Annotated in this window: 19 protein-coding genes; 8 read left to right on the forward strand and 11 right to left on the reverse strand. The window is 45.9% G+C overall.

The features are described from left to right. Positions 1-6: 6 nt before the first annotated feature. From L0U89_RS12185 to L0U89_RS12195, 3 genes are all read right to left on the reverse strand, one after another. Positions 7-1,344, reverse strand: coding sequence for an MFS transporter (locus L0U89_RS12185; RefSeq protein ID WP_234861773.1), 1,338 nt, complete (start codon positions 1,342-1,344; stop codon positions 7-9). Positions 1,345-1,381: 37 nt separating this feature from the next. Continuing rightward, a complete protein-coding gene (locus L0U89_RS12190) occupies positions 1,382-3,808 on the reverse strand; it encodes a glycoside hydrolase family 31 protein (protein ID WP_234861774.1) in 2,427 nt (808 codons plus the stop codon). A 284-nt stretch (positions 3,809-4,092) separates the two neighbouring features. After that, on the reverse strand, positions 4,093-5,127 hold the full coding sequence (locus L0U89_RS12195) for a LacI family DNA-binding transcriptional regulator (protein ID WP_234861775.1): 1,035 nt from the start codon (positions 5,125-5,127) through the stop codon (positions 4,093-4,095). Between the two features lie 349 nt (positions 5,128-5,476). Here L0U89_RS12195 and L0U89_RS12200 point away from each other — a divergent pair, with 349 nt between their 5' ends. The 8 genes from L0U89_RS12200 (at position 5,477) to L0U89_RS12235 (ending at position 17,765) form a co-directional block, all read left to right on the forward strand. Then, positions 5,477-6,526 (forward strand): SusE domain-containing protein, encoded by a 1,050-nt coding sequence (locus tag L0U89_RS12200; protein WP_234861776.1) that lies wholly within the window; start codon positions 5,477-5,479, stop codon positions 6,524-6,526. 95 nt (positions 6,527-6,621) lie between these two features. Continuing rightward, complete coding sequence (locus L0U89_RS12205) at positions 6,622-9,411, forward strand: alpha-amylase family glycosyl hydrolase (RefSeq protein ID WP_234861777.1); 2,790 nt, start codon at positions 6,622-6,624, stop codon at positions 9,409-9,411. A gap of 21 nt (positions 9,412-9,432) precedes the next feature. Beyond that, on the forward strand, positions 9,433-10,494 hold the full coding sequence (gene fbaA, locus L0U89_RS12210; protein ID WP_234861778.1) for a class II fructose-bisphosphate aldolase: 1,062 nt from the start codon (positions 9,433-9,435) through the stop codon (positions 10,492-10,494). 65 nt (positions 10,495-10,559) lie between these two features. Further along, positions 10,560-12,113, forward strand: a complete 1,554-nt coding sequence (locus L0U89_RS12215; RefSeq protein ID WP_234861804.1) for an alpha-amylase family glycosyl hydrolase — start codon at positions 10,560-10,562, stop codon at positions 12,111-12,113. A gap of 409 nt (positions 12,114-12,522) precedes the next feature. Continuing rightward, on the forward strand, positions 12,523-13,644 hold the full coding sequence (locus L0U89_RS12220; protein WP_234861779.1) for a hypothetical protein: 1,122 nt from the start codon (positions 12,523-12,525) through the stop codon (positions 13,642-13,644). 158 nt (positions 13,645-13,802) lie between these two features. After that, on the forward strand, positions 13,803-14,531 hold the full coding sequence (locus tag L0U89_RS12225; protein WP_234861780.1) for a DUF2092 domain-containing protein: 729 nt from the start codon (positions 13,803-13,805) through the stop codon (positions 14,529-14,531). Positions 14,532-14,543: 12 nt separating this feature from the next. Continuing rightward, positions 14,544-15,899, forward strand: coding sequence for a DUF6515 family protein (locus tag L0U89_RS12230; RefSeq protein ID WP_234861781.1), 1,356 nt, complete (start codon positions 14,544-14,546; stop codon positions 15,897-15,899). Positions 15,900-16,340: 441 nt separating this feature from the next. Continuing rightward, on the forward strand, positions 16,341-17,765 hold the full coding sequence (locus L0U89_RS12235; protein WP_234861782.1) for an aldehyde dehydrogenase family protein: 1,425 nt from the start codon (positions 16,341-16,343) through the stop codon (positions 17,763-17,765). A gap of 100 nt (positions 17,766-17,865) precedes the next feature. Here the strand turns inward: L0U89_RS12235 and L0U89_RS12240 are convergent, their stop codons facing one another. From L0U89_RS12240 to L0U89_RS12275, 8 genes are all read right to left on the reverse strand, one after another. Further along, the gene (locus L0U89_RS12240; protein WP_234861783.1) at positions 17,866-19,077 is read right to left on the reverse strand and encodes an iron-containing alcohol dehydrogenase; all 1,212 of its coding nucleotides are present in this window, start codon (positions 19,075-19,077) and stop codon (positions 17,866-17,868) included. A 44-nt stretch (positions 19,078-19,121) separates the two neighbouring features. Beyond that, positions 19,122-19,538, reverse strand: a complete 417-nt coding sequence (locus L0U89_RS12245; RefSeq protein ID WP_234861784.1) for a hypothetical protein — start codon at positions 19,536-19,538, stop codon at positions 19,122-19,124. A gap of 142 nt (positions 19,539-19,680) precedes the next feature. Next, positions 19,681-22,083: an arylsulfatase gene (locus L0U89_RS12250; protein WP_234861785.1), complete on the reverse strand. Its 2,403-nt coding sequence runs from the start codon at positions 22,081-22,083 to the stop codon at positions 19,681-19,683. A 415-nt stretch (positions 22,084-22,498) separates the two neighbouring features. Then, complete coding sequence (locus L0U89_RS12255) at positions 22,499-23,701, reverse strand: BamA/TamA family outer membrane protein (RefSeq protein WP_008630887.1); 1,203 nt, start codon at positions 23,699-23,701, stop codon at positions 22,499-22,501. 183 nt (positions 23,702-23,884) lie between these two features. After that, positions 23,885-24,940 (reverse strand): formylglycine-generating enzyme family protein, encoded by a 1,056-nt coding sequence (locus L0U89_RS12260; RefSeq protein WP_234861786.1) that lies wholly within the window; start codon positions 24,938-24,940, stop codon positions 23,885-23,887. A 116-nt stretch (positions 24,941-25,056) separates the two neighbouring features. Next, on the reverse strand, positions 25,057-25,530 hold the full coding sequence (locus L0U89_RS12265) for a hypothetical protein (protein WP_234861787.1): 474 nt from the start codon (positions 25,528-25,530) through the stop codon (positions 25,057-25,059). A 26-nt stretch (positions 25,531-25,556) separates the two neighbouring features. Further along, entirely contained in the window at positions 25,557-26,156 is a 600-nt protein-coding gene (locus L0U89_RS12270) for a hypothetical protein (RefSeq protein WP_234861788.1), read from the reverse strand. Positions 26,157-26,161: 5 nt separating this feature from the next. Further along, entirely contained in the window at positions 26,162-26,800 is a 639-nt protein-coding gene (locus L0U89_RS12275) for a DUF4136 domain-containing protein (RefSeq protein ID WP_234861789.1), read from the reverse strand. Positions 26,801-26,973 lie beyond the last annotated feature (173 nt).

Genomic DNA, 26,973 nt, shown 5'->3' on the forward strand with positions numbered 1-26,973 from the left:
TTACGATCAGCCATCATGTGTAGCTGACCGGTCGGTGATCAGCAAGTTTGCCAAGCCGGCAATAATCAGTGAGGTGCCAGCCAGGACCATTGTGTAAATGACTTCCTCTCCAAACAGCAGCTTGTAGCTAAAGTTAATTCCCCCCAATGCTGCCACGATCTGCGGGATGACGATAAACATATTGAAAATCCCCATGTAAACGCCCATTTGCTTGGGATTTACAGCACTCGAAAGCATGGCATAAGGCATTGACAAAATGCTCGCCCAAGCGACACCGACCAATGCGAAACACAAATGCAACATCCAGGGTGTCTGCACGAAATAGATGGAAATAAACCCAACCCCACCTGCGATCAGACTCAGCATATGGACCATTTTTCTATTGATTTTTACCTTGCTCGTCACAAATGCTAAAATCAAGGCAAAAAACATGGAAACTAGGCCGTAGGTACCCAAGTAGTTTCCGACACTGTCAGCCGCATCATTGTAGATTTGGGACGTAGTATCGGTGGCTTTGAATACATGTTCCGTAATGGCAGGCGTGGCAAAACTCCACATTGTGAAGAAAGCAAACCAGGAAAAAAACTGGACAATGCCCAGCTGTTTCATGACCGAGGGCATGCCGGCGATATTTTTGAAGATCTCTTGAAGCCCATTGAGGAAGCCTTTACTTTCCTCATTTTCCCGCCTAAATGCGTCCAAATCCTCGGGAGGATACTCATCCGTAGTCAAGATGGTGTAAAGGATCGAACCGAAAAGCACCACTGCACCTACGGCAAATGCAAACTTGACTGAATCTGGAACCACGCCGGCCTCTGCTGTATTGGGGATGCCTATTTGGGTCATGAACCAAGGGAGGTTGCTTGCAACCCAAGTTCCAATGCCAATGATCAAGGTTTGTACAACAAATCCATAGGACCGCTGGCTATCGGGAAGCTTATCGGCAACGAGTGCCCTGAAAGGTTCCATCGAAATATTGATCGACGCATCCAAAATCCATAAGGCCCCGGCCGCCATCCACAGCGCGGAGGAATACGGGGCAAAAAACAGCGCAATTGTACTCATCACCGCGCCAATCAAGAAGAATGGCCTCCTTCGTCCAAATCTGGAATGCCAAGTACGGTCGCTGAGGTAGCCGACTATTGGCTGTACCAACAATCCTGTCAGGGGTGCAGCGATCCATAACAACGGAATAGCATCTTTGTCTGCTCCGAGGGTTTGAAAAATCCGGGACATGAATCCTCCCTGCAGGGCAAATCCGAACTGGATGCCCAGAAATCCAAAGCTCATGTTCCAGATTTGCCAGAAGCTGAGCGTGGGTTTTTTACTGTCTTTTGCGTGCATTATTTTGGGTCGGGGAAATACGCTTGAATTGTCTATGTCAGTTGAATCTGACCGTAAACTCGTCCGCTGAATGGTCAATGATTACCGTCGGAACATCCTTCATTTCGAAATAGGGGTGACTGTGATCCGGAAGTGGATCAAATTCTGTCAGTTTTTCCAAGAAAGCAAAAGACTCCAGTTGAATGGGAAGCATGTGTCCTTTCCAGTGGATTTCCTCGACGCTCGCACCGTGGAAGTAAAGTTTGATCTTTGAAAATGTACTTTTGAATTTTCCTTCGGATGCCGAAAAGCGGATTGTTTTGTGGGTAGGATCCACGGCAATACTGCGGCGAAGGTATTCGCCGTTTTTATAGCCGAATCCAATACCGTCATCTTCGTAGTGCTGGTAAGAGAATGGCCTTTCACCCATGAAAAGATGAAGTCGAAGCATTCCGTCATGGCGCACAGAAGTATGGGGGACCATTGATTGCATGGCCAGGATTGAGCCAGCACGGACATACACCGGTAGGTAACTAATTGGACAATCCTGATAGACGACCTGATTTCCATCATGTATTTTACCGTCAAACAGGTAATACCAATCTCCCTCAGGAAGAAAAACCTTGGTGATTTCCTTGGTGCTTTCTACTGGCGCAACGAGAAGGTTTTCACAAAACAAATACTGATTTTGAAAAGCTGAATCATATACCAAAGAATCATGGGGATGATCGATTGCAAGGCTTTTCGCTAGTGGCAAGCCAGTCAATGTACTTTGATAAAAATTTGAATAAATCGTAGGTAAAAGTTTGTATCTCAGATTCATATAATTTCTGGATATCTCCTCTACCTCTTCTCCGAATGCCCAAGGTTCAGCATCGTTGCTATTGATCATGGAATGTGCTCTGAAGAAAGGCGCAAACGCTGCAATACTCATCCACCTTGCAAAAAGCGATTTGCTTGCCTCGCCCGCAAATCCTCCCACATCATAGCCCGAAAAGGAAACACCGCTCAAACCTAGGCTATTGACAAGTCTGATACCTGCCATCATGTGCTCTTCACTTGCGACATTGTCACCGGTCCAAGCGGCTGCATACCTTTGGATACCTGAGAATCCGGAGCGGGTAAGGATGAAAGGACGTTCTTCGGGCCTTTGTTGGATGCTTCCCAATTGTGCGCTCTTTGCCATTTGAAAGCCGTAGATGTTTCTTGCTTTTCTGTGTGAAACCTGTTCACCTTCGTAGTCGAATTCGATCAGGTTTGGCGTGAATTGGCCCCAAGAAGCAGGTTCATTCATATCTGTCCAGTAACCGTCGACACCGGCCTCTTCATAAAACTCCATCTTTTCTGCCCACCATTGCCTTGTTTCGGATTTGGTGAAGTCCGGAAATGCACACCAACCGGGCCAGACTTGGGCTTCATATACCTCTCCGTCGGGGTATTTCACGAACAGATCCCGCTCCAGGCCTTCGTCGTATGGAGCATAGCCTTTTTGGGTCTTGATTCCCGGGTCCATGATGACCACTACTCTGAATCCTTTTTGCTTCAAGGCTTTGATCATGGATTTTGGATCTGGAAACTTCTCTCCGTCAAAAGTGAATACCTTGTACTTTTCCATGTGGTGGATGTCAAGGTAAATCACATCAGCTGGCATTTTTTTGTCCCGGAAGGTATTTGCCAATGTAAGTACCTCAGAATCGGGATAATAGGAGTACCTGCACTGTTGGTAGCCGAGTGACCACAAGGGTGGCATTTCCATTTTCCCCGTTAATTCTGTGTAGGCGCTGATGATTTTCCCCACATGGTCATCATGGAAGAAATAATAGTCCAGATCGCCGTCATCCGCAGAATAGTAGACAAAGCGGTTGGTCGAAGCTCCAAAATTGAAGATTGTCTTATGGGTGTTGTCCAAAAAAATACCGTAAGCCAATTTGTTGTGTACACCTATGTAAAAAGGAATACTCATATAAAGTGGATCGTCACCGACGCCGTAGGCAAAGTAGTCGGTGTTCCAGTTTGTATAGGCTTTTCCAAACCGGTTGAGGTTGCCGGTTTTTTCACCAAGACCGATGAATTTCTCATCTTTTTGAACCTTCTTATAATTACTCACCTCGGTGCCAAGCCATGAGACCGCAAAAGCTGGATCATCCTCATTAATGATTTGGCCAAGCGGAGTTTGGAAAGAAAGATGAAAAGGGTCAAGATTGACGTTTAAGTGAATTTTGGAGGTCTTGATCCAAATGTTCCCGTCAATCTTCAAGATTTCCACGGCAACTTCCCTTGGGTTTTTCACCACCGAATAGGGGTTGGGCAAGAAAGTCTCATCCCGACCGATCTGTACCCTGATTGTATGTTCGTCGTAGACCGTGATTTCAAAATTGGCTGAGGATGTCCTGCCTATTATTCCGTTTGGTTTTTCTTCCCAAAAAATAACATTCCCAATGGGAAGGTTTCGCTTGTTGGACTTTTGGATTTCTATTGTGGCCATGCTGCTGCACCAGTTTAATGTAACTTTGATCGAAGCTTTGTGATGCTTGTTCGGGCTAATTTAGAAACTATCATCAAAGGATAAAATCTCTGAAGGCATCGTTCCAATGCGCCTAAATGCCTTGTATAGGAGTGCCAAGCCCGTTTATTTTGAAAAAATCAAGATTCAATCGTTTGCACTGTGATATAAAAAAAAATGAAAAAAATCATCGATGATTCGAAGAATTTGTGGCAAAAATCCCGAATGGGGAAAAATTCCGCAGTCTTCTACAAGATAAGTTTTTGCTAAGGCATTCTCAGCGATGATTTTCTGATGACCAATTCCGTGTCCAATACGACATCTTGTGGTCTTTGATAACCCGGCTCTTTGCCTCCAATCATGTCCAAAAGGAGATGGGTGGCATTTTCCCCGATGCTGAATCCCGGCTGCGACACCGTAGACAGGGGAGGATCAATCATGGAGGAAAATTGCCAATTGGAATAGCCGACAATCCCAACGTCTTCCGGAATTCTCAATCCCAGGTTCTTTATAGCTATCATGGCGCCGGCGGCGACGATATCATGATGGGCAAAAATGGCATCCGGCCTGTCGGATTTGTCCTTGAACAGTTCCATGGCAATTTGGTAGCTTTCCGACTCCGATCCACTGGGACATTCCACTATCCAATCGGGACGGCCGCCGAGCCCTGCGTCTTCCAAAGCTTTCAGGTAGCCTTCTTTTCTTCTTTTGCTGATCGCGAGGTTGCTCGGACCCGCCAAATGTGCGATTTTTTTATACCCTTGTTTCGCAAGGTGGATTGTCGCATCATAGGCGCCCTGATAATCGTTGACAGTGACATTTACGGTATTTTCCAGATCGGGCTTTCGGTCAAAAAAAACGATCGGAAAATCCAGATCCATCAATTTCTTGAAATGAGAGAAATCCGTCGTTTCTCGTGAATAACTCACAAGCACTCCGTCAATCTGATTTGAAAGCATGGTTTCGATGGAGCTCTTTTCCCTGCTCAATTTCTCATTGGTTTGGACCAGGATAACATTGTATCCATTGGCATGTGCGACCTCTTCCACGCCGCTGATGACGGTCGAAAAGAAAAAATGAACAACCTCCGGAATAATCACGCCTATGGTAAAGGACTTGCTTTTTCGCAAACTGAGCGCAACCGCATTTGGGCGATAGTTTAGCCGGTCGGCCAGTTCTTTCACCTTTCTTTTCGTTTCATCGCTGATACCGGGGTAGTCCTTCAGCGCCCGCGAAACGGTCGAAGTCGAAACATTCAGTTCTTTAGCAATGTCTTTGATGGTCGCCTGGCCAAGTTTCATAAAAATTATATTTTTCGAAGATTTTGCTGTGCACTTAAATCAACCCGTCAAATAAACAGATGTTTTTTCAGATAATTTGATGGCCTGTATTATTCATGCAGTTTTTATTGAAGAATTGTGAAATTTAGTAAAATGTGCAAACGATTGCGGTACCGTTTGCACAAAAAAAAACAAATTTTTAAGATGATTTAGGTTTGCATTAAGGTTTTAGATTGCTTAATATTTGGTTGTAAAAGTTGGAGAACCTCCCTGACGATTATTTTGGAGAATGAATCCAATACAAACTCAGGTTCATTAATTGCATTAATCCAATAACAATTGAAACAATAAATACCAAACACAATTACCTATGAGAGTTTTATCTAAAATTTCCTGGGTAGCATTTATGCTCCCGCTACTGATCTGGTCGTGTGCTCCAATGGACCAGCCGACGATTATCCCGCAGACCGGATCAACTTTGGTGTCACCTGCAGCTGGTTCCAGCCTAGTATTGTTGGAGGCGTCAAAGGGAGACTCAATCAGCTTTCAAGTTACGCCACCTGATTTTGGTGTACCAGGTGCTGTTGAGATTACCTACAAACTGGAGATGGCGAAAGCCGGAACGAATTTCGCCAAAGTTGTTGCACTTGGCACTTCAAAAAGCCCGATCATCAAAGTTAAAACCGAAGATTTAAATGGCAAGTTGTTGGCCGAAGGTTTGGAAGCTGGAAAATCCGCAGCAGTTGAATTTCGCGTCACTACCTCCATCAACAGGTCATTGAGTGACTTGGTAGGTGCGGCTTCAAACCTGAATGTCACCCCTTACCTCGCCACAGTCGTGTTGCCTTCGCTGAGGGTGCCTGGAGATTATCAAGGTTGGAATCCTGGAAACAACAGCACCATCATCTATTCTGCGAACTCAGATAACATTTATGAAGGCTTCGTACACATTCTTTCCGGCTCCGGTGAATTCAAATTTATCACCGGTCCTGAATGGGATAAATATCCAGATTATGGCACAGACGCCGCTCCCGGAAAATTGATCCAAAAGGGCGGCAACATCAAGATTCCTGGTGATTTTGGGACACACAGGGTGAAGGCGAACTTGTCTGCTTTGACCTATGAACTGGTTAGAATCGGGGTATGGGGAATCATCGGTGATGCCGTAAATGGATGGGATACTGAAGTCCCAATGAATTTCAACAGGGATCAGAATATCCTGACGATCGACTATGCCCTCAAAGTCGGTAAAATGAAATTCAGGACAAATACTTGGGACAATAATTATGGACTAGGTTCAGCTCCTGGCGAAGCTAGTGCAGGCGGTCCAGATATTCCGATCGCAGAGGCTGGAAATTACACGATCACATTGGATTTCAAGACTCCGGGAAAGGTACTTTATTCGATTACAAAGAAGTAAGTTAGATTTCCTATCAAACGATTCTCAATAAAAACCGGTGGTGCCAAGAATTCCTGACGCCACCGGTTTTGTTCATTCAAGTAAAAATTATAGTTATGCGAATCCTATTCAAACGCCTGATTTTTTCAACGCTATTTCTTTTTGTCGCTCAATTTTCTTTTTCGCAAGTCACTACAGAACCTGCATTTCCCCGAGCAGACCAAAAAGTCAAAATCATTTATGACGCCACCAAAGGAACCACGGGTCTGAGAGATGTCGATCCTGTTTACATACATATTGGTGCGGTAACAGCCGGACCTACATCCACGACTTGGTCAATAGTGCCTTTCGCATGGGGCACCGCCAATCCTGATGCCAGGATGACAAAGGTAGCTCCCAATTTATGGGAGTTTGAGCTGACACCAAATACCCTTTTTAACCCTTCATCTGGGACTACGATTTACAGGCTTGGTATGGTTTTCCGGAATGCTACAGGTTCCCTGGAAGGTAAAACCGAAACAAACGGTGATTTTTTTGTTGACCTGAGCCAAGGATTCCAAATCATCATCACCAATCCCACTGGACCGACTTTGCTGGAAGTCGGAGAAAATGTACCGATTAGGGGTGTAGTCTCCGAACCTTCGGACATCACACTCACTGCCAACGGAACCGAGGTTTTGTCCTCACTTGGTGCAACCACTTTTGAGTACTTTTTCCTAGCAGGCGTGGAGGGAGTTTATGAAATGGAAGCTACTGCCAAAAAGGGGGCAGAAACTTCTTCATCGAAAGTAACCATTACTGTCGTAGGCCCTAGCCCACAAGCACCGCTTCCTGCAGGAGCAAAAAAGGGTATCAATTACATTTCCGATACGGAGGCAATTCTTGTACTTGAAGCCCCAGGCAAGAAAAATGCATTTGTGATCGGCGATTTCAACAATTGGGAGATCAACAAGGATTACCAAATGTTCCATACGCCGGATAAGAATATGTTTTGGTACCGGCTGACGGGGCTAACTCCTGGACAGGAATACATTTTCCAATATTTGGTAGATGGAGATATCAGGATAGGGGACCCATATGCGGACAAGGTTTCTGATCCTTTCCACGACGATGAGATCATTGCCCAAGGGCGATATCCTGGATTGAAGCCTTATCCAAAAGGGAAAACTGAGTTTCAGGCTACTTTCTTGCAAACAGCCCAGCAGCCTTATCAATGGAAATACCTTGATTATGAAAAGCCTGAGATTGAGGAGTTGGTCGTGTATGAGCTTTTGGTCAGGGATTTTGATGATCGCCGGACATTCAAAGCGGTCACAGAACGACTCGATTATTTGAAGAGTGTTGGAATCAACGCCATCGAGCTGATGCCTATCAAAGAATTTGAGGGGAATTTATCTTGGGGATACAATCCATCCTTCTTTTTTGCGGTCGACAAATTCTATGGCACCAAGAATGACCTTAAGGAATTGATTGATGAAGCGCACAAGCGCGGAATCGTGATTATCTTGGATATGGTCCTCAACCATGCCTTTGGACAAAGCCCCTATGTGAGATTGTACAGCGATGGGGATTATGGACCACCTACATTGGACAATCCTTGGCTCAACCGCGTTGCCAAACATCCATTCAATGTCGGTTACGACTTCAACCATGAAAGTGAATTCACAAAAGCATTCGTCGATTCGGTCAACAACTATTGGCTAACCGAGTACAAAGTGGATGGATTCCGTTTTGATTTGAGCAAAGGCTTTACACAAGTAAATTCAGGTGACAACGTTGGACTTTGGGGTCAACGTGACGCATCCCGCATTGCAATTTGGAAAAGGATTTATGACAACATCCAGAGAAATCATCCTGGAGCCTATGTGATTTTGGAGCATTTTGCTGAAAACTCCGAGGAAAGGGAGCTTTCTAACCATGGCATGATGTTTTGGGGCAACATGAATTTTGATTTCCGCGACATGGCAAAAGGTAATTCGCGGAATTTTGATTGGGGTTACTACCAGACTAGAGGCTGGGCCAACAATACACTCGTCAGCTATATGGAAAGCCATGACGAAGAGCGGACCATGTGGGAAACACTGACCCATGGTCAGACTTCGCCTGTCAATTTGAGACAGTTGAACAATGGCGTTAATCGTAACCAGTTGCTTGCCGCATTTGCATTTTCAATACCAGGGCCGAAGATGATGTGGCAGTTTGAGGAGTTTGGCTATGACGTGGAGTTGAACAACGATAGGCTGGGCATCAAACCGACCAAATGGGAATACCTCAACAATCCAGAAAGGCAACGCCTATTGAGGTTGTACAAGGCAATGACCACCTTGAAAAACGATTACAACTTCCTGAATAAGCCGCAGAATGCGACATTGGACCTTGCGCAGCCTTTGAAAAGTATCAAGATTACCGAAGGAGACACTTATTATGTAGTGTATGGAAACTTCGGTTTGACAGATTTGGTCAACGTCAACCTAACTTTCCCTGCTCCGGGCACTTGGTACAATTACATTACGGGTGAGACTATAAGTCTAAGCACCAGTTCCCTACAGTTGCAGCGTTTCAGACCGAATCAGTTTTTGATCATGACCAACAAAAAGTTTCCGACGCCGGAGGGGCCCATATTGGAAGATCCGATACTTTCACTAGGTCCCGAATCAGTGGACTTGTCCGATTTCAATATCTATCCTGTCCCAGCGGATGATCATATCCAAGTCGTAGTACCAGAGGCGTTTACTAACTTTAGGTATCGGATAGTGGATGTTTCCGGAGCACTGTTACAAGAGGGCCTGCAGAGGAATACAGACAATATTTTGACCTTGGACATTGCCAATTATACCAAGGGTCTTTATATCTTTGAAATCAGCGACAGTCGCCACGTCATCAGAAGGCGGTTTTTAAAGAAATAATCAACCTGTTAAACAATCAAGATGAAATTTAAGCCAGGAGTCAAGTACGGAGAGGAACTGAGGGATCTTTTGCACTATGCAAAGGAAAGCGAGTTTGCGATGCCCGCGGTCAACGTGATCAACACAAGCACCGTCAATGCAGTTTTGGAAACTGCCAAGAAAGTAAACTCTCCAGTTATAGTTCAATTTTCAAATGGCGGGGCCCAGTTTTTTGCAGGAAAAGGCCTTGGTAATGCGAATCAAATTGGCGCAATTCAAGGTTCAATATCAGGCGCTTTGCATGTTCACAGAATGGCCGAAGCCTATGGCGTTCCTGTAATCCTTCATACCGACCACTGTGCCAAGAAATTGCTTCCTTGGATCGACGGACTTTTGGAGGAAGGTAAAGCTTACTATCAGGCGTTCAAGAAGCCTTTGTACAGTTCTCACATGCTGGATCTTTCTGAAGAACCTCTGGCAGAAAACATCGAGATTTCCGTGAAATACTTCCAGGAATTCAAGAAACTGGAGATGGGTATCGAGATCGAACTTGGTATCACCGGCGGTGAAGAGGATGGGGTTGACAATTCGGACGTGGACAGCGCAAAGCTTTACACCCAACCATCTGAAGTTGCCTATGCCTATGAACACCTCAAGCAGGTTGGTGAATTGTTTACCGTGGCAGCATCATTTGGTAACGTTCACGGTGTCTACAAGCCGGGTAATGTATCGCTTAAGCCTATCATTTTGAAGAACTCCCAAGATTATATCAATCAGAAGTACGGAACCTCTGGGAAGCCTTTGTTTTTCGTATTCCACGGTGGTTCCGGATCAACTAGGGAGGAAATCAGAGAGGCAAACAGCTATGGTTCCATCAAAATGAACATCGATACAGACCAGCAGTGGGCATTCTGGGAAGGTGTGAAGAATTACTACAAAGCGAATGAGGCTTACCTTCAAGGCCAATTGGGAAATCCAGAGGGCCCGGATAGCCCCAACAAAAAATACTACGACCCAAGGGTTTGGCTTAGAAAGGGTGAGGAAACCTTCATCAAAAGACTTGAATTGGCGTTTGACATGCTCAATGCCGTCAATAGAAATTAATTCAACTTATCAATCCTATGGAAAAAGTCACGTCGAGTGACTTTTTCCTTTTAAAGACATTCAGTATGGTTAATCGTTCAATACAATTAATTCTCTCAATATTGCTAATCTCTTTAGTTTCCTGCGGTGGCTCAAAAGAAAAAAAGGTTGAAAATCACTGGCCCCATGCAGGCATCACCTATGAAATTTTTGTACAGTCCTTTTATGACTCCAACGGCGATGGAATTGGAGATTTCAATGGCGTTACCAAGAAATTGGACCATGTCAAGGAATTGGGTGCGAATGCCATTTGGTTTATGCCGGTCATGGAATCCCCTAGCTACCATAAATACGATGTCACCAATTACAAAAGCGTCCATCCTGATTATGGCACAATGGATGATTTCAAATCACTGATTGCAGAGGCACATAAAAAGGACATAAAAATCGTCATTGATCTGATTATCAACCATACCAGCAACAAGCATCCTTGGTTTTTGGAATCCCAAAAGAGCCGCGACAATCCATTCCGCGATTATTATGTGTGGGCACAGAAGGATACTATTGCCGATTTTATCAACAAAAAGACGATCACGCTTGACAGTGACAACATCCGCCAATGGCATGACCCAGGCTTTGGTGAAGATTATTACTACGGTTTTTTTTACGGAGGAATGCCTGACTTGAACTTTGACAATCCCAAGGTCAGAGAGGAAATTTATGAGATTGGCAGATTTTGGCTCGAGGAAGTGGGCGTAGACGGATTCCGTCTGGATGCAGCCAAGCACATTTTTCCCGACGACCGGCCTTTGGACAACCATGCTTTTTGGAAGGAATTCAGGGACAAAATGACCGCGATCAAGCCGGATATCTATTTGGTAGGTGAGGTTTATGACAAGAAAGAAATCGTAGCACCCTATCTACCTGGACTTCCTGCATTGTTCAATTTCGATTTTCACTATACGATGATCGAGTCCTTCAAGAAGGAAGATGGAATGCTATTGGCGAGGAAGCAAAAGGAAGTGTTGGATTTCTACAAAGAGATCACCCCTGATTTCATTGATGCGACTATCTCATCCAACCACGACCAGCCCCGGTTGCTTAACAGCCTGGACGAAAATCCAAAGAAAATGAAACTTGCAACCAATATCCTGATGACAATGCCTGGCGCTCCCTACCTGTATTACGGTGAGGAAATTGGGATGCTTGGCAAAAAACCTGATGAGAACATTCGCGAACCTTTCCTTTGGGATATGAAAGCCAACGACAAGGGACGGGCTACTTGGATCAATCCTGTTTATTCCATCGATGAGACCGTGACGCCATTGGCGATCCAGAAATCGATGAGCACGAGCTATTTCAATCACTACAAGGAGATCATCAAACTTAGAAATAGCAACCGGGCGTTAGCCTTGGGGGATTTGGAATTGTATGAGGGAGAATTGCCGGGTCCAGTGATGGCATTTTTCAGAAAGCATGCTGACCAAGAAGTGGTGGTGTTCCACAATCTCAGTGACCAAACCATCGTTTTGGATGCGCCTGAGGAAGCCGGCAGTTTGCTTTACAGCTATGGAAATGCAAAGTGGGAGGGAGGGAATGTGACCCTTCCAGCCTATTCGAGCCTTGTGCTTGAGTATTGAATTATTGATTAATCAGATACAGGACTCATTTCCCCCTTTGGAAGTACGGGGGAAATGGGCCTTCCATTTATTCAGGAATGCGAGTAATCATCTTTTTAGGGGCTACCTTGGCTTCGTAAATTGCCTTGGCTTGTCGAATTATTCCAGACCGATTTTTTTCTATCTTGCCGTTGATTCTTTTTTTGATTCACAGTTTGATGCGGCATGACGATCAGGTTAGCTTGAAGTCCGAAGTCTTTTTGTTGGGCAAATGGGGTTTTCGTAGCAGTTCCCCTGAAGGTAAAATTCATCCGTTCCACTTATGGATTGCATTCAACCAAAGTTTCAATTTTGCCCATATTCATTTAAACCATGCAGACCAGGTTCTCGATGGAATTTTGCTAGGTGCATTTTGATGTAATTTTCGTGCATGAAGCGGTTGTTATTACTAGTGCTGGGTTTGGTGCTTGGGACCGGTGCCAGCCTTGGCCAAGTATTTACAAATAGAGAAATAAATCCAACAGATGAAGCCCAACGGGATAGCGTGTCCAGGGAAGATTATCCTTATGTATTACCTCTGTTAGGAAAAAAGGCTGTTGCTGCAGGGTATGATTTGCCATATTCGGCAGGTATCAGTGTGAATTATTTCACCCAAGCCTCCGATATCATTTTGGAAGACCTCAGTGTCGGCTTCAATGATGGTGAAATGTATGACATTTCGAGTATCGTGAAATTTGATATGGCAAAATCACGGGCATCTGCTTTGACTTTTCGACCGGATGTATGGCTGCTCCCATTTTTGAACGTTTATGGAATACTTGGAAGGGCTCAGTCATCCACTGAAGTAAAGTACACCGTCAATGTTCCCGATCCTATCAATGGTTTTACTCCAATCTTCTCGGGAGGATCCTTGATCGAATTCCAGACAACAACCTTTGGATTTGGCGTGATGCCTACAATTGGAATTGGTGGTAACTTCTTGGCATTGGATATGAACATAGCCTGGGTAGATATTCCCCAGCTGAAGCAACCAATTCGCACTTTTGTATTTGGCCCGAGGTTGGGTAGAAACTTTCAATTGAAAAAGCCAGAGCGTGCGATAGCCGTCTGGATTGGAGGATTCAGGGTTAGCCTTAATGCTGAAACAGACGGTTCACTTCCACTTGATGAAGCAGTCGATTTCGAGGATTTTTCCAATCGGATAGATCAGGGCTTTGATCGTGTCGAAACTGCCCAAATCAGAGTAGACGATTGGTGGGCTAGTCTATCTCCGATAGAGCGGCTAAATCCTACAAATATCGCCAAGCGCACGGCTGCAAACAGGGCTCTCGGCCTTGCTGGGGATGTACTGGTAGCAGCAGACAATGCACTCAGCAATGCCGAAAACTCGACCGTGCAATACACTATGAACCGAAGGGTAGCTGACCCTTGGAACTTCCTGACAGGTGCGCAATTTCAGGTCAATAAAAAATGGATGGTCAGAGTGGAAGCCGGATACCTCTCCTCAAGGACTCAGTTTATGACTGGGCTTCAGTATAGGTTTGGGCTGTAACTTTATTCCCTATCCGCCAAGATTCCCTAAAAATATTCAACTCACAAGCAGACTCATGGGTACCCCATTTCTTTTTGGGCGATTTTGGTCGTAAATTTTGAAAATATTTTGCCATTTACATTGTCACGTCCTAACCTTTGAAAAATTAAATCTATTCTATGAAGAAACTGCTCTTTTTTCTTGGAGTAATTGCTGCGACCACACCGACAATTGCCCAAACCGACTCCGTGGACGTGCAAGCCGTCGTTCTGCTGGACCGGATGAGTGACATCATCGGCGAGATGGCTTCGTGTAGCTTCGGGCTCCAGACTTCTGTCGACAAAGTGCATCCAACTTTGGGGCTCGTCAAGGAGTATTCCACCCATCAGGTGCATGCGGTCGGCCCCGATAAGTTGCATGTCCAAACCAAGAGCCCAAGTAACAGCTACGCATATTGGTACAATGGGGACATTCTGATGTACTATTCACTCACTTACAACCACTATGGTTTTATTGAAACACCTGAAAACATCAACGAAACAATAGAATTTGTCAATGATGGATTTGGCCTGGAATTTCCAGCTGCTGATTTCTTTTACCCGACATTTACCGATGATTTGTTGGAACACAGCGACTATGTGAAGTATTTGGGTCTCGTGAATATTGACGGTGTTGAATGCCACCATATTGCCGCCAAAGGTCCGGAGCAATCTGTACAACTTTGGCTCAGCAACGATACGTTTATGCTTCCAGTGAGATATGTGATCATCCACAAATCAGGCGATCATTTCATTCATTTTGAGGGGGTCTTCAATGATTGGAAAGTCAACCCTGATTTGCCCAACGCGATTTTCGATTTTACCGCGCCGCAAAGCGCAAGAAGAATTAGTTTGGTTCCAAAAAAGTAATACATGTTGAATATGAAGACTTTGAAAATATTAGTCAAAAACACGCTCACGGGAATGTTGCTAGCGATGTTGGCTTTGCAACCAGAAATGGCTTTCTCCCAAAGAATGAGTCACGGTGCGAGAGGTGGGGGTGGCGGGGCCGCATCTAGAGGAGGCAGCATGTCCTCACCGTCTAGATCCGGAGGTTCAATGTCCCAGCCTTCAAGATCGGGAAGTTCAATGTCCCAACCGTCCAGATCTGGCGGGTCGATGTCCCAACCGTCAAATAGGGGTGGAGGTATGTCGCAACCTTCAAATCGCGGAGGGATGTCCTCTCCTTCAGGAAGCGGTGGAAACCGTCAGGGAACTGCTGCGCAGCCATCGCAGAGAAATTCGATCAATGGAGGTGCCCAACGAGATGCAAATAGGAGGGTAAACACAGCCCCAGCTACATCCGACCGGTCTACCAGTGCGGCGAGACAAAGTCGGGAAGGTACCCCTTCCGCATCAGATAGAGCGGTAGGAAGTGGGGGCGGACGTAACCAGTCTGGAAACAATGTCTCTGATAGATCCAATTCCAATAGAAGGGGAGACGGCAACACTGGAAGTGCATCCAATGCAAGGCCATCGAACCGACCCTCTGATGGACGAAATCCGGGTGTGGGTGACGGAAATCGCCCAGGTTCTGGCAACAGGCCTGGTTCGGGTAATCGTCCAGGAGGTAACAACATCAACATCGGAAATAATAATAACATCAATATCAATGCAAGTAGAAATACCGTGGTCCGTGTCAACGTGATGTCACCTATGATGATGAGGCCACCGATGATGTTTGGCCCATGGATGATGTGGTCTGCCAACCCATTCTTCTGGTTTGCGTTTCGACCATTCTTCTGGGGTCCATGGTGGCATCCATGGGGTTTTCCGGTAGCGACTTTACCTCCAACTGCACAAGTCGTCAACGTGACCAACGTCACCAATGAAACCAACGTCACCAACATCACCAACGTGACCAATGTGGTCAATGAATTCCACTACGATAACGGGGTCTTCTACCAAAAAGACGACGAAGGCTATGTAGTAGTCCCAGGTCCGGTGGGAGTGGAAGTATCATCGATCCCAGACAACGCTGAAAAAGTGAAACTAGACGATGGCACTATGAATTATTTCTGGGGCGGAACTTTCTACGAAAAATCTGCCAAAGGATATACAGTCGTGCCGCCGACTGCGGGAGCGCTCGTCGAAAACCTGCCTGACGGCGGAGAAGAAGTCAAAATGGGCGATGTGATCCTTTTGGCCTATGGCGAAACTTACTACATGCCTGTACAGGTCAATGGAAGAAACATGTACGAGGTTGTCTATCTTGAAGAACAGGAAGAAGAGGATTGAAACTAATGAGTAGGTAAAATAAAAAAATCGGGTTCATGCCCGATTTTTTTTTTGTTATCGATTTCGGATTCCGCCCAACAAACCCAATTGTTTGGAAGATCGGTTCCTGCTGGAACATAACTGAGCTGAACTCTGCTGTCTTTTTGTCGATCATGTTTAAGAAGTGTCTCAAGACAGTGAAGAGCAGATTAAGCCTCCGATGGTTGAGCCAGTCTTAATTTTACCTATTGTATCCCCGGCACCAAATCAAAGATTCGTCAAAAAGCATAGCTACCGAACATAATTCCCCCAGCTCCCTAAATAAACCCAAATGATGGAAAAATGACAAAATTCGAGGAATCAGGCCACTTTATTCGGTAATCATAGCAGAATTGAGACGTCCATGGGTTGTTTTCTCAATCATTTGGCTGGAACTTGTTTACAAAATCAAACAGCGAAACAATGGACAGTAAAACCTTGCAGGACCGAATTAATCAGGTTTTCGAACAACAGAAAAGCCATTCTTTGAATCTTAGGACAAGCTCTGCGGATCTAAGAATCGGCATGCTTAGGAGGCTTCATGACTGGATCCTTGAGCATCGTCAAGATATTCGGGATGCCCTGTTTGCAGACTACAAAAAGCCAAATATCGAGACAGACATCACCGAAATTTATCCCTCGCTTTCTGAAGCAAAAAACACCATCAAAAACCTCAAATCTTGGATGAGGGTAAAGCGGGTACCTACACCCGTCACGTTTTTGGGGACGAGTGCACACATTCAGTACGAACCGAAAGGCGCAAGCCTAATCGTAGCACCTTGGAATTACCCATTTAACTTAGCGATAGGTCCCTTGATTTCGGCGATCAGTGCTGGGTGTACTGCTATTGTGAAGCCTTCTGAAATGACACCGAATACGTCCGCTTTGATCAAGAGAATGATCAGTGAGTTGTTTGATGAGAACCATGTGTGTGTGATTGAAGGAGGCTTGGAGGCAAGCCAATTGTTGTTTGCGAAGCCATTTGATCATATTTTCTTCACTGGAAGTCCGGCGGTTGGAAAGATCGTGATGCGATCAGCATCGGAGTATCTCGGCTCGGTTACCTTGGAACTGGGTGGGAAGTCCCCGGTAGTCATTGCCAAAGATGCTGACCTTAAAGACGCAGCCCGAAAGATCGCTTCCACCAAGTTCATCAATTGTGGGCAAACCTGTGTGGCACCTGATTTCGTGTTGATCCACGCTTCTATGCGGGATGAGTTTGTATCCTACCTCAAGGAGTCGATAGAGACACTTTACGAGACCGATGGACAGGCAGCAATTGATAGTAAGGATTTTGGTCGTATCGTAAATGAAAGACACTTCAACCGGCTCAAGGAATTGATAACGGATGCCAAAGCCAGAGGCGCGGTGGTTGCAAAAGGAGGGAAGACAGATGCTTCACAAAACTTCATCGAGCCGACCGTCATTACCCATGTCAAACCAGATATGATGGTGATGTTGGACGAGATTTTCGGTCCGATTCTTCCGATATTGGACTATACAGAATTGGACAAGGCGCTTTCTTTTATCAATACGATGCCGAAGCCCTTGGCACTTTATGCATTTTCCAAGAGCGATAAGAAGTTGAGCTACATCTTTCACAAGACAAGTTCCGGAGGTGCAGTCGCCAATGATTGCGTGCTGCATTTCATCCACCATGAGCTGCCGTTTGGAGGGGTAAACAATTCGGGAATCGGAAAATCCCATGGGCATTATGGATTCCTGGAGTTTTCCAACCCAAAGGGAGTACTCAAACAGCGGGTCGGATTCACCGCTGTCACACCACTGTTTCCTCCTTACAACAGGGCCAAAGAAATGATCATCGATGGTTTGCTGAAGTGGTTTTGACAAATTACCGGGCAAAACTGAGTATGTTCCATATGCATGAAAACAAAAAACCGCCTTCTGGATCTTAGAAGGCGGTTTTTCTATTTTGCCCATATCAAATTTAGCCCTTGATCTTCAGATAGATTTTTCTTAAGTCTTCTTCAAAAAGAATCTTCGGAACGGGATACAGTGGATTTGCCTCTTCGAGTGCCCTTTTGATCATTTCAGGCAGATCGCTTTCAGATATTTTGTCGATGTTTTTCGGGATGTCCATTTTGCTGTTGAGATCACGAAGATATCGGACAAATGCGGCGGCTTTTTGGCTAGGGCTCTCATTGGGGCTTGAAATTCCGATCGTGTCAGCAATTTCGGCCAGCTGACGATGTATTGCGCTGCCATAATACTCCAAGACATGCGGCATGATAATGGCATTGGCCAATCCATGCGGCACTTTGTAGAACCCACCTATTGTGTGTGCAATGGCATGCACATAGCCCACATAGGCACGGGTGAATGCTACACCGGCCAAATAGGACGCCTTGAGCATCGCTGCCCTTGCTTCGATATTTCCCGGTTCGTTATAGGCAGTAAGCAGGTTTTGATGGATAAGTACCATCGCCTCCAATGCCGCCTTTTTGGTTTCGCTTGTATTGCTGTTTCCAATAAATGCCTCCACGGCATGGGTCATTGCATCCATCCCGGTAGGTGCGGTGATATGCGGTGGCAGTTTCAGGGTAAGTTCCGGGTCATGGACCGCATAGTGGGGAATCAGGCAAAAATCATTGATAGGGTATTTTTCAAGTGTTTCACTGTTGCTGATGACAGCAGCTAGAGTCACTTCACTTCCGGTTCCAGCTGTTGTGGGTACGGCTATCAGTGTGGGGATTTTGAAGATTACTTTCAAGACTCCCTTCATTTTCGCTACCGACTTGTGGGGCCTCGCTACGCGTGCACCGACGATTTTTGCGCAGTCCATCGGTGAACCTCCTCCAAATGCGATAATCGCCTTGCATTGGTGCTTATGGTAGAGTTGAAGGGCTTCCTCGACATTTTCAATCGTAGGGTCCGGCACGGTTTTGTCAAAGACGGCATATTTGCATCCACTTTTATCCAATGCCTGCAACAACCCGTCCAAGAGCCCCAGTTTCATTAGCATGGCATCAGTGACGATCAACACGTTGGAAATATGCAAATCTTTGAGAACCTCAGGAATTCTCCTGACACTGCCAACACCTTCCAATAGCGTCGGTTTGCGCCATGGCAGCAGTGGCATTGCTAACTTAAACCCAGTTTGATAAATACGATAATATGCTGATTTGAGAGATTTTGTCATGTTTTTGGCTTGGAATAAATTCGACTGTTTTTGATTGATTTGGATTAAATCCCGGTTGGCAACGGGGGTGGTGCGTATGTCTTTTTTGATAGGATTAAGTAAATGGCGAAAAGCGCGATCATCACTGTATCCACTACCACAGCCCTCCCGAGGTCAAAACTGAGGTACTCATTTCCAAACAAAATGGCGAGTGCTATGAATATGCTTTTGCTGATTCCGACGATCACCAAGGAGAAGTCCCTCACCGATGGTTTGAATGCGCCGTAGATCAGCATGATGCCCATTAATCCAATCAATGCCGACCATCCCCGCACGACGATGTTTTCAGTGCCTGTGGTAAGTTGCTCGCCAAAGTTTGCCCGCAGGGATGTTTCCGGGGAAAATAGCCCAAGAAACATTGTGCAAGTCAATAGGCCGCAGATCAGCATGATCCACTTGAAATTCGTAAAAAACCAGCGCATCGTATCTTTTCTGTTGATTTTTGCTATTGGATGGATTGGGGTCGGAATGAATCATTTTCCCCATCGTTCATTAGCCTAAGCTCCCAATCCATCCAGAATAAACGCTTCGATAAAATCAAATACTATTGTTGTAAATCCGCTGTCAATCGACAACTGCAGGTGTCTCGCTTGGGGGATTGGCCGCGTTTCTTTGCACGACTACCTTTTTGATGTTTCCGTTGAATTTGCTCGACGGCCCATAATCGGCTACCGCTGTGCCCAAGTCAATGCCTACATCTGCTAAGTCCACCACCGAGAATATGCCAGGCTGTGTCCTTTCGATTCGGCCTTCGGCGACTTTTTGGCCATCTATGGAGATGGTGCCGACACCTCCTCGACCCGGTCCGCCGCCATCATATTTGAAATCGTAAACGAGGGTATGTTTTCCGGGTGCCAAAGACTGGGTCGATGCGATGGTAGTCGAATTGAGCCCAAGGAAGTTGTAAGTGAAGGCGGGTTTACCATTTTTGACATAGAGTGAAAGTCCTCCAAATCGGCCTCCTTGACACACGATGACGCCATTTCCGTTTGGTCCGAGTTCAAGGTCGGCAGTGATGGTATAGGAAGTATTTTGGAGGTTGGGAAATACGTCAACGCCCATTCCCTTCATATCCTTGGTCAATGTCATCGCGTTTCGTCCAGCCATGAGGGTGGGACGCCCAGCCACTTCGGCAATCATCCTTTCTACGGATCTATCGTCAATCGGAAGCACATGGTATTTCTCTGCTTCGTTCATGAAGAGATCTTGCATCGCCTTCAATCTCTCAGGATCATTTTTGGACAGGTCATTGGACAAGCTGAAGTCCTCTTTGGTGTTGTACAGTTCCCAAACATCATTTTGGAGCGAATTGTATGGTTCAGGGAGATAAGGGGCGAGGTGGATAGTTCGTGCATACCAGCCATCCTGATAGATTGCCCGATTTCCTCCGATTTCGAAGTACTGAACAGTATGCTGTTCGGGGGCATCTGCTTTGTCAAAGGAATAGGCAAGGCTTGTGCCCTCTATAGGGTCTTGCTCGATGCCGTTCACCATTTTTGGAGCAGGTATACCTGTCACTTCGTAAACAGTCGGCGCTATGTCACTTACAAAGCCAAATTGGTTTCTTATCTCACCTTTGGCTTTTATGCCTTTCGGCCAATGGATAACCAAACCGTTACGTGTTCCACCAAAGTCTGAAGCCATTTGCTTTGTCCAGGTAAATGGGGTATTTGTCGCAACCGCCCACCCGGCTGCCATATGTGGATTGGTGCTTTCAGTTCCCCATTCATCATAGAGTTTCATCATATCCTCTACGTTTTCCTTAACCCGGTTAAAGTAGGTCCATTCGTTGAACATACCGGTTTGTTGGCCTTCCGCGCTCGAACCATTATCACCCGCGATAAAGAAGATGATGGTGTTGTCCAATTCTCCCATTTCCTCGATCGCTTCGATTAAGCGGCCAATTTCATGGTCGGTATGTTCGGCAAATCCAGCAAATACTTCCATTTGGCGTGCGAAGAGCTTCTTTTCAAGTGGGGAATGGCTGTCCCAATCAGGGATTTCTTTCGGTTTTGGAGGAAGGACCGTATTGGCTGGTACTATCCCCAATTTTTTCTGACGCTCCAGCGTCTCTTCCCGCAATACATCCCAGCCTTTGTCGAATTTGCCCTTGTATTTTTCAGAATACTCTTTCGGGGCATGGTGGGGCGCCCTTGTAGCACCTGGAGCATAATAGATGAAGAAGGGCTTATCGGGTTGCAAAGCTTGTTGCTTTTGTACCCAAGATACCGCCTGATTGGTCATGTCATTGGTAAAATGGTAGCCGGGATAGTTTGGTGTTTCTATCATGGTGACGCCATCATAGATCAATGGAGCCCAGTTATTGGTAATCCCACCCAGGAAGCCATAAAATTTCTCAAAGCCCGAATGTGTCGGCCACCTGTCCTGGGGTCCATTGCTGGATTTTTCCCAGGTTGGCGTTTCGTGGCTCTTTCCAAATTGGGCGGTGCTGTAGCCGTTTTGCCTCAAGACTTCGGCCATGGGGGTGATTGACTGTGGTCGAATCGAAGTATAGCCGGGGTATGTTGTTGCCAACTCGGTGATGATCCCAAGGTTTACCGAATGTGAGTTGTATCCCGTAAGCAAAGCTGCCCGGGTTGGGGTACACAAGGCAGTGGTATGAAAACGGTTGTAAGTCAATCCATTTTTTGCAAGACGATCAAGTGTAGGCATGTGGGCTGGACCTCCAAAAGTCTCCGGGACCGCAAAGCCCATGTCATCAAGCAGGATGACCACTACATTCGGCGCATCCTTGGGTGCATGAACTTCAAATCGGGGAGGGGGTGTGGTATTTCTGACGTCTAATTCTGAAAACCTTTGTCGTGGAGGTTGTTTGATAGGAAGCACGGTGCGATCAATCCCATCTGAACTGGCCGCAGTAGCGGTAGTTTCGGCGGGTTTTTGTTCGCAGGCCAACATCGCGGAAAAGCCCGTAAGCATGAAAAATTGGATGATTCGGTTTCTCATTTTAATGTATTAGTTTGTTTTTTAATAAAATTTGGTTTCGCCTGCGATCAGCCAGTCGGTAGAGGGTTGGTGAATTCGTCAGTAATGAACATGGAATCGACGGATTTTGCGTTCCGATGACACCAAGGCCGATCACTCTTTGTTTTTTCAGTAGCGGCGGGAGGCTCACCGTTAGATCATCTTCGTCCACTCAGGCTTTTGGAAACATTGCTAAAATTAGAGATTCGAATGGCGCCCGAATCCCATGTTAAAAAATGGAATGCATGCATTCTTGGAATTTTGGCAAAATACCACAGGCTTAATCTTCAACCGCTTCGATTGCTTTGATCGGCGATTTTTTACAAAAAAAAAGGCGAACTGTTGACAGTTGCCCCGCATTCATGGTATTGGCAGAAATTGGCCTCAGTGTCTAGCCTTAAAAGCTTTCGTTTACATTGAGGTAAAATCCTGAATTCCCTTTTTGACCGATTCCATAGTCGGCGGAAATCGTCGTTCTGTTCCGCTTGTTTATCATCACCCGAAGCCCCACGCCATAGCCTGGGTTGATTTGGGTAAACAGTTGCTCGTTTGTGGTTCGGCTGCCGAAACTGGCCGCATTTACGAAAACAGTCCCACCGAAAGTCTCCTTGTTTTGCTGCAAGGGAAATCGATATTCTGCTTCGGTATAGACCATGCTCTCGCCCCTAAATCGACCCTGTGCATAAGCTCTGCCCGTCCTTCCAAACATATCCCATCCCAAAGATGGAAGATTCATGTAGGGGAGATTGCCTGAGACGAGGAAGTTTCCATAACCCCAAAAAGCGATTAGGTGCCTCTTTCGTCGCTCGCTGAGATTGATGTAGTGCCTGTAATCAAATAGCAGCGTACTTGAGTTTTGATCCGACCCCAGCCATGTGGGATTTACTTTGTAGGAAAGCAGGGCGAAGTTTCGCTCATAGGGTGATGTAGGATTGTCGCGGTTTTCCATGATCAGGTTCATCGTAAACCCAGAAAGCACATAGCTGTCGGTCGAGAAACCTTTGGCCAGGTTATAGGCATCATGCGAAAATGCGAGGTTTGTTCCTCCGGCCTCGTTGGTGTAGTTGTTGATTTTTGAATGTTTATCGAAATGGTACCCAACTCCTGTATAGAATTTTGAGTCACCGATTCGTTTCAAAACCGTTTCATAAAAGCGAAAAAGGCTGAAATCCATTTGCTGCTCCCCCCACCAGACTCCCGCCTGATTGGGGTTTTCTGCTGGAATATTCGGCGCTGTACTACCCAACCCAAAAGTCGGCTGGGAGGTGATGAAATATCGCCAATCACCCACGAGAATCCATTTGTTTTGATTGAGGAAAATATTGCTCCTGAAGCTGAAAATCCACTGCTTTTTGGTCGTGTAGAGGAAATTTCCAACAAAATTGGAGATTCTGGTGTCTTCGGGATCGCCCATGTACCAGGTAGCAGAGGGGGCAAATCCAAACATCCAGCCGTTGGCAGGATTGGATGCCACCGCGGGAAGGGGCACGATCCTGAGGTCCCTGATTCGTTTTTCTTGGGGTGGCAATGTGTCCTGCGAAGCCAATGAAACCGAACAAAAAATCATCGCGGGGAGGAGGAACAACAGTACAGCTTTCATAGTAGACGGGCGCCTTCGGCCTTGGGTTTATTTGATTCCTAGCAATTTGGATCCTTTAATTTAAAGCAATCTTTGGTTCACGAGTCCAATTGGACAAAATTATTTTGGTGTGAAGGCCATTCGGAAAAGCGACTAACCTTTTTGCCATAGACGGCGAGGGTGCCGACCAAGACACAATGCTCACTATTCTGCATCCTTGACGCACCTGAATCCCACATTGGATGTGCCGCTGTCATAGGCATGTCCCTGTCTGGCTGACGGCCTATAATTGATACAATAATCATCCGCGCAAAGAAATGAGCCTCCCTTGATGACTTTTTCCTGCGCATAGGGATTGGTAGGATTATAGCATTTGTTCATCGCGCTGTCGAGGGGAGGGGCAATACCCGCCACCCTGCTAAACTGGATCGCATCATACCAATCCGCTGTCAATTCCCACACATTGCCGATCATGTCATAAAGGCCGAAGCCATTTGCCTGAAAGCTTTTGACGGGTGCAGTACCGGCAAAATTGTCCTCGACAAGGTTTTGGTGTGGAAAGTCGCCCTGAAAGGTATTGGCCATGAACTGTCCATTGGGTCTGAATTCAGTTCCCCAGGCGTAGCGTACTTTTTCCTTCCCTGCTTTGGCAGCGTATTCCCATTCGGCTTCGGTGGGAAGTCTTTTTCCAGCCCATTTGGCATAGGCTTCCGCATCTTCGAACGCGATGTGGACTACCGGATGGTTTTCTCTACCCGCGATTGAGCTGTTAGGTCCCTCAGGGTGCTTCCAACTCGCTCCGTCAACCCATTTCCACCACTGGCTGATGTCATTTGATTGGGTTGAAACCGGATGATTGGGTGGGGAGAAAACCAAGGACCCCGGTTGTAATTGTTCATCGGGGAGCTTTGGGGTATCGGGTGGTAATTGCTTTTTCAACTCTTCCCAATCGATTTTCCTTTCGGCTACGGTCACATAGCCAGTTTCCTCCACAAACTTCGAGAATTGGGCATTGGTCACTTCCGTTTCATCCATCCAAAAGCCTTTCACCTCTCGCTTCACCGCTGGGCGCTCGACAGCATATGCTTCCAGTTCGTCCGTGCCCATCCAAAATGAGCCGCCTTCGATCCAGACCATTCCATCCCCTGCTTTGGAGGCTACTAAAGTTTGTGCTTTATCGGCCGTCTTGTTTGAATCGCAGCCGAATAACCCTACGCAAGCTATGAGAACGGTCGCAAACTTGAATGGATTGTTTTTCATCTGGTACAATTGGGAATGGAATGAATTTTTTGGAATTTCTCCGAATTTAGGCTAAAACCATAAAAAAGCCTGCACGCCTAGGGGAGATGCAGGCCTCTTTTGAAGGACTTTCAGCATTATTTCTCACCCAAAAAAGGTAAGCCGTCCAATAGTGCGAGGAAAAGAGTGGTCTGGATATAATCGTCTAGTTGTAGAAACTTGGCTGCGGTCGCAGTGCTCGTGGCTTTCTTGAACTGAGAATAGTATTTGCTGTGAAGCTTCGTCATCGAAGCATCAACCTTGAGGCGTCTTTTGACCATGGAGTCTAGTTCTGTATCAGTGACCTTTCCAAATTTCTCTAAATATTCGTTGATCAGTTTTAGTCTCTCTCTGGTGATAGCCCTTCTTTCGTCCTCGTACTTCTGGAAAATGGGCCAGAACGACTGTGCCTCCTGTTCGGAAAGGGCCATGTATTGCTCCACTAGGGCTCTCTTTTCCATTCCAAACGCCGATTGGATCAGCGTGATTTCATCATCGATAGACTGGGATTGGGCTATTCCAATAAACGGTAACAGCATCAATGCCGCGATCAGGGTAAACTTTGCTTTCATGATTGGTATAGGTGTTTGGTTAAAAATCAATTGTTGAAGTTGAGCATCACGAAACCGACATTGAAGCCCAACCATGATTGGCTTGGCATGGCTGAATTTTCGAATGTTTGGTAGTATTTGCCCGAAACTTTGATCCCTACATAATCACTCAATTCGAATACTGCACCAAGTTCAGGCCTGAATCCAATTTGGTTATTGGCGACTTTTTCGACAAAAATCCCCATGTTTCTGGTCCTCGTATTGATAGAAAGACCCGCAGCAATAGATGCAAAAGGGCGTACGGGGCCTGACTCTGTGAAGAAGAAGATAGCAGAAGCCATCAGAGGCGTCATTTTCATATAACGGAACTGGTTGCCGTGTACGGTTACCGTGCCCGATTCCAATAACTGGTCAGGGACTTCCTCATAGAAGTTGACGGTACCTGCCTCGACTCCAAAACCGAATCGATTATTGGACATTTTGAGAAACTCAAAATTAGCACCCCTTCCGCTAAAGTTGGAGGTGAAGTCTGCTGTGTTGCCAAGTGGCATACTTGGGGAATAGTTGATTTTGATCATCATGCCTTGGGCCCATGCCCCGGCTGAAACCACGCAAAAAACCAAAGTGAATAGTATACGGTATTTCATGTTAATTACCTTCTGATGTACGGAGATTGAGTGAATGCTTGGTTGACACCGATTACTGCGCGGTCAGTGTTACTGGATGCGGAACCCGTGATGGCTCCATTGATCACCGATACCCAGTTCACTTCCACTTGTCCACCGGTTCCTGCGGTTTTCATATCCACGAATTGTAAAAGAATGGATCCTGTACTTACGGATTGCACAACTGCCGGCTGAAATCCAGGATACTGCCAGCGAAGGTTCGTTCCCAAGTTAGGTATCCACCAATCCCAAAACCACCAATTGTAGCTGAACAACAATTCATTTTGGTCTGTCATGGAAGGCAATATCACATAATCTGGGTTATCAAACTGGGTGACGGGCGTAAAGCCCCTGGCGACCATGTTTGACCTGATGGCATTGATGATCGAACGGCCTGTAGCAAATTCCAAGAAAGGTGGACGTTGGCCTTGTACGGGTGGCACGTCTGAGAGTATAATTACGTTCTCGGGCAGCGCAAATGTCCTTCCTTGGCCAAAACTGTAATCCGGATTGTAATTGGTATAGACCACGTCAAGCGAGGTGGAGTCTTGTGGTAATTCAGGAGCACAGGCGAGCATCGCCGTCATGCCAATCCCCAAAAAGAACCTCTGTAATTGTAATTTCATGCTGGGAAATCTGTTGTTTGATAATTTTAAAACACACCAAATGTAGGAATACTTTCCTTGAATTTGCAGTGCGGTATGTATTCTGTATATTTTTTTGAGAATATTTTAGGAATATTGGCATCGATACTTCGAATGTCGAAAAATCGGTAACTTGACAATCGAATTCATACTTT

Source organism: Mariniradius sediminis (assembly GCF_021491425.1).
Taxonomy (GTDB): Bacteria; Bacteroidota; Bacteroidia; order Cytophagales; family Cyclobacteriaceae; genus Mariniradius; species Mariniradius saccharolyticus.

Coding starts and splice junctions, on each gene's coding strand:
- L0U89_RS12255 (WP_008630887.1), bottom strand. CDS start 23,701: ATGAAAGCTGTACTGTTGTTCCTCCTCCCCGCGATGATTTTTTGTTCG.
- L0U89_RS12250 (WP_234861785.1), bottom strand. CDS start 22,083: ATGAGAAACCGAATCATCCAATTTTTCATGCTTACGGGCTTTTCCGCG.
- L0U89_RS12190 (WP_234861774.1), bottom strand. CDS start 3,808: ATGGCCACAATAGAAATCCAAAAGTCCAACAAGCGAAACCTTCCCATT.
- fbaA (WP_234861778.1), top strand. CDS start 9,433: ATGAAATTTAAGCCAGGAGTCAAGTACGGAGAGGAACTGAGGGATCTT.
- L0U89_RS12260 (WP_234861786.1), bottom strand. CDS start 24,940: ATGAAAAACAATCCATTCAAGTTTGCGACCGTTCTCATAGCTTGCGTA.
- L0U89_RS12220 (WP_234861779.1), top strand. CDS start 12,523: ATGAAGCGGTTGTTATTACTAGTGCTGGGTTTGGTGCTTGGGACCGGT.
- L0U89_RS12235 (WP_234861782.1), top strand. CDS start 16,341: ATGGACAGTAAAACCTTGCAGGACCGAATTAATCAGGTTTTCGAACAA.
- L0U89_RS12245 (WP_234861784.1), bottom strand. CDS start 19,538: ATGCGCTGGTTTTTTACGAATTTCAAGTGGATCATGCTGATCTGCGGC.
- L0U89_RS12265 (WP_234861787.1), bottom strand. CDS start 25,530: ATGAAAGCAAAGTTTACCCTGATCGCGGCATTGATGCTGTTACCGTTT.
- L0U89_RS12185 (WP_234861773.1), bottom strand. CDS start 1,344: ATGCACGCAAAAGACAGTAAAAAACCCACGCTCAGCTTCTGGCAAATC.
- L0U89_RS12240 (WP_234861783.1), bottom strand. CDS start 19,077: ATGACAAAATCTCTCAAATCAGCATATTATCGTATTTATCAAACTGGG.
- L0U89_RS12225 (WP_234861780.1), top strand. CDS start 13,803: ATGAAGAAACTGCTCTTTTTTCTTGGAGTAATTGCTGCGACCACACCG.
- L0U89_RS12230 (WP_234861781.1), top strand. CDS start 14,544: ATGAAGACTTTGAAAATATTAGTCAAAAACACGCTCACGGGAATGTTG.
- L0U89_RS12215 (WP_234861804.1), top strand. CDS start 10,560: ATGGTTAATCGTTCAATACAATTAATTCTCTCAATATTGCTAATCTCT.
- L0U89_RS12195 (WP_234861775.1), bottom strand. CDS start 5,127: ATGAAACTTGGCCAGGCGACCATCAAAGACATTGCTAAAGAACTGAAT.
- L0U89_RS12200 (WP_234861776.1), top strand. CDS start 5,477: ATGAGAGTTTTATCTAAAATTTCCTGGGTAGCATTTATGCTCCCGCTA.
- L0U89_RS12270 (WP_234861788.1), bottom strand. CDS start 26,156: ATGAAATACCGTATACTATTCACTTTGGTTTTTTGCGTGGTTTCAGCC.
- L0U89_RS12205 (WP_234861777.1), top strand. CDS start 6,622: ATGCGAATCCTATTCAAACGCCTGATTTTTTCAACGCTATTTCTTTTT.
- L0U89_RS12275 (WP_234861789.1), bottom strand. CDS start 26,800: ATGAAATTACAATTACAGAGGTTCTTTTTGGGGATTGGCATGACGGCG.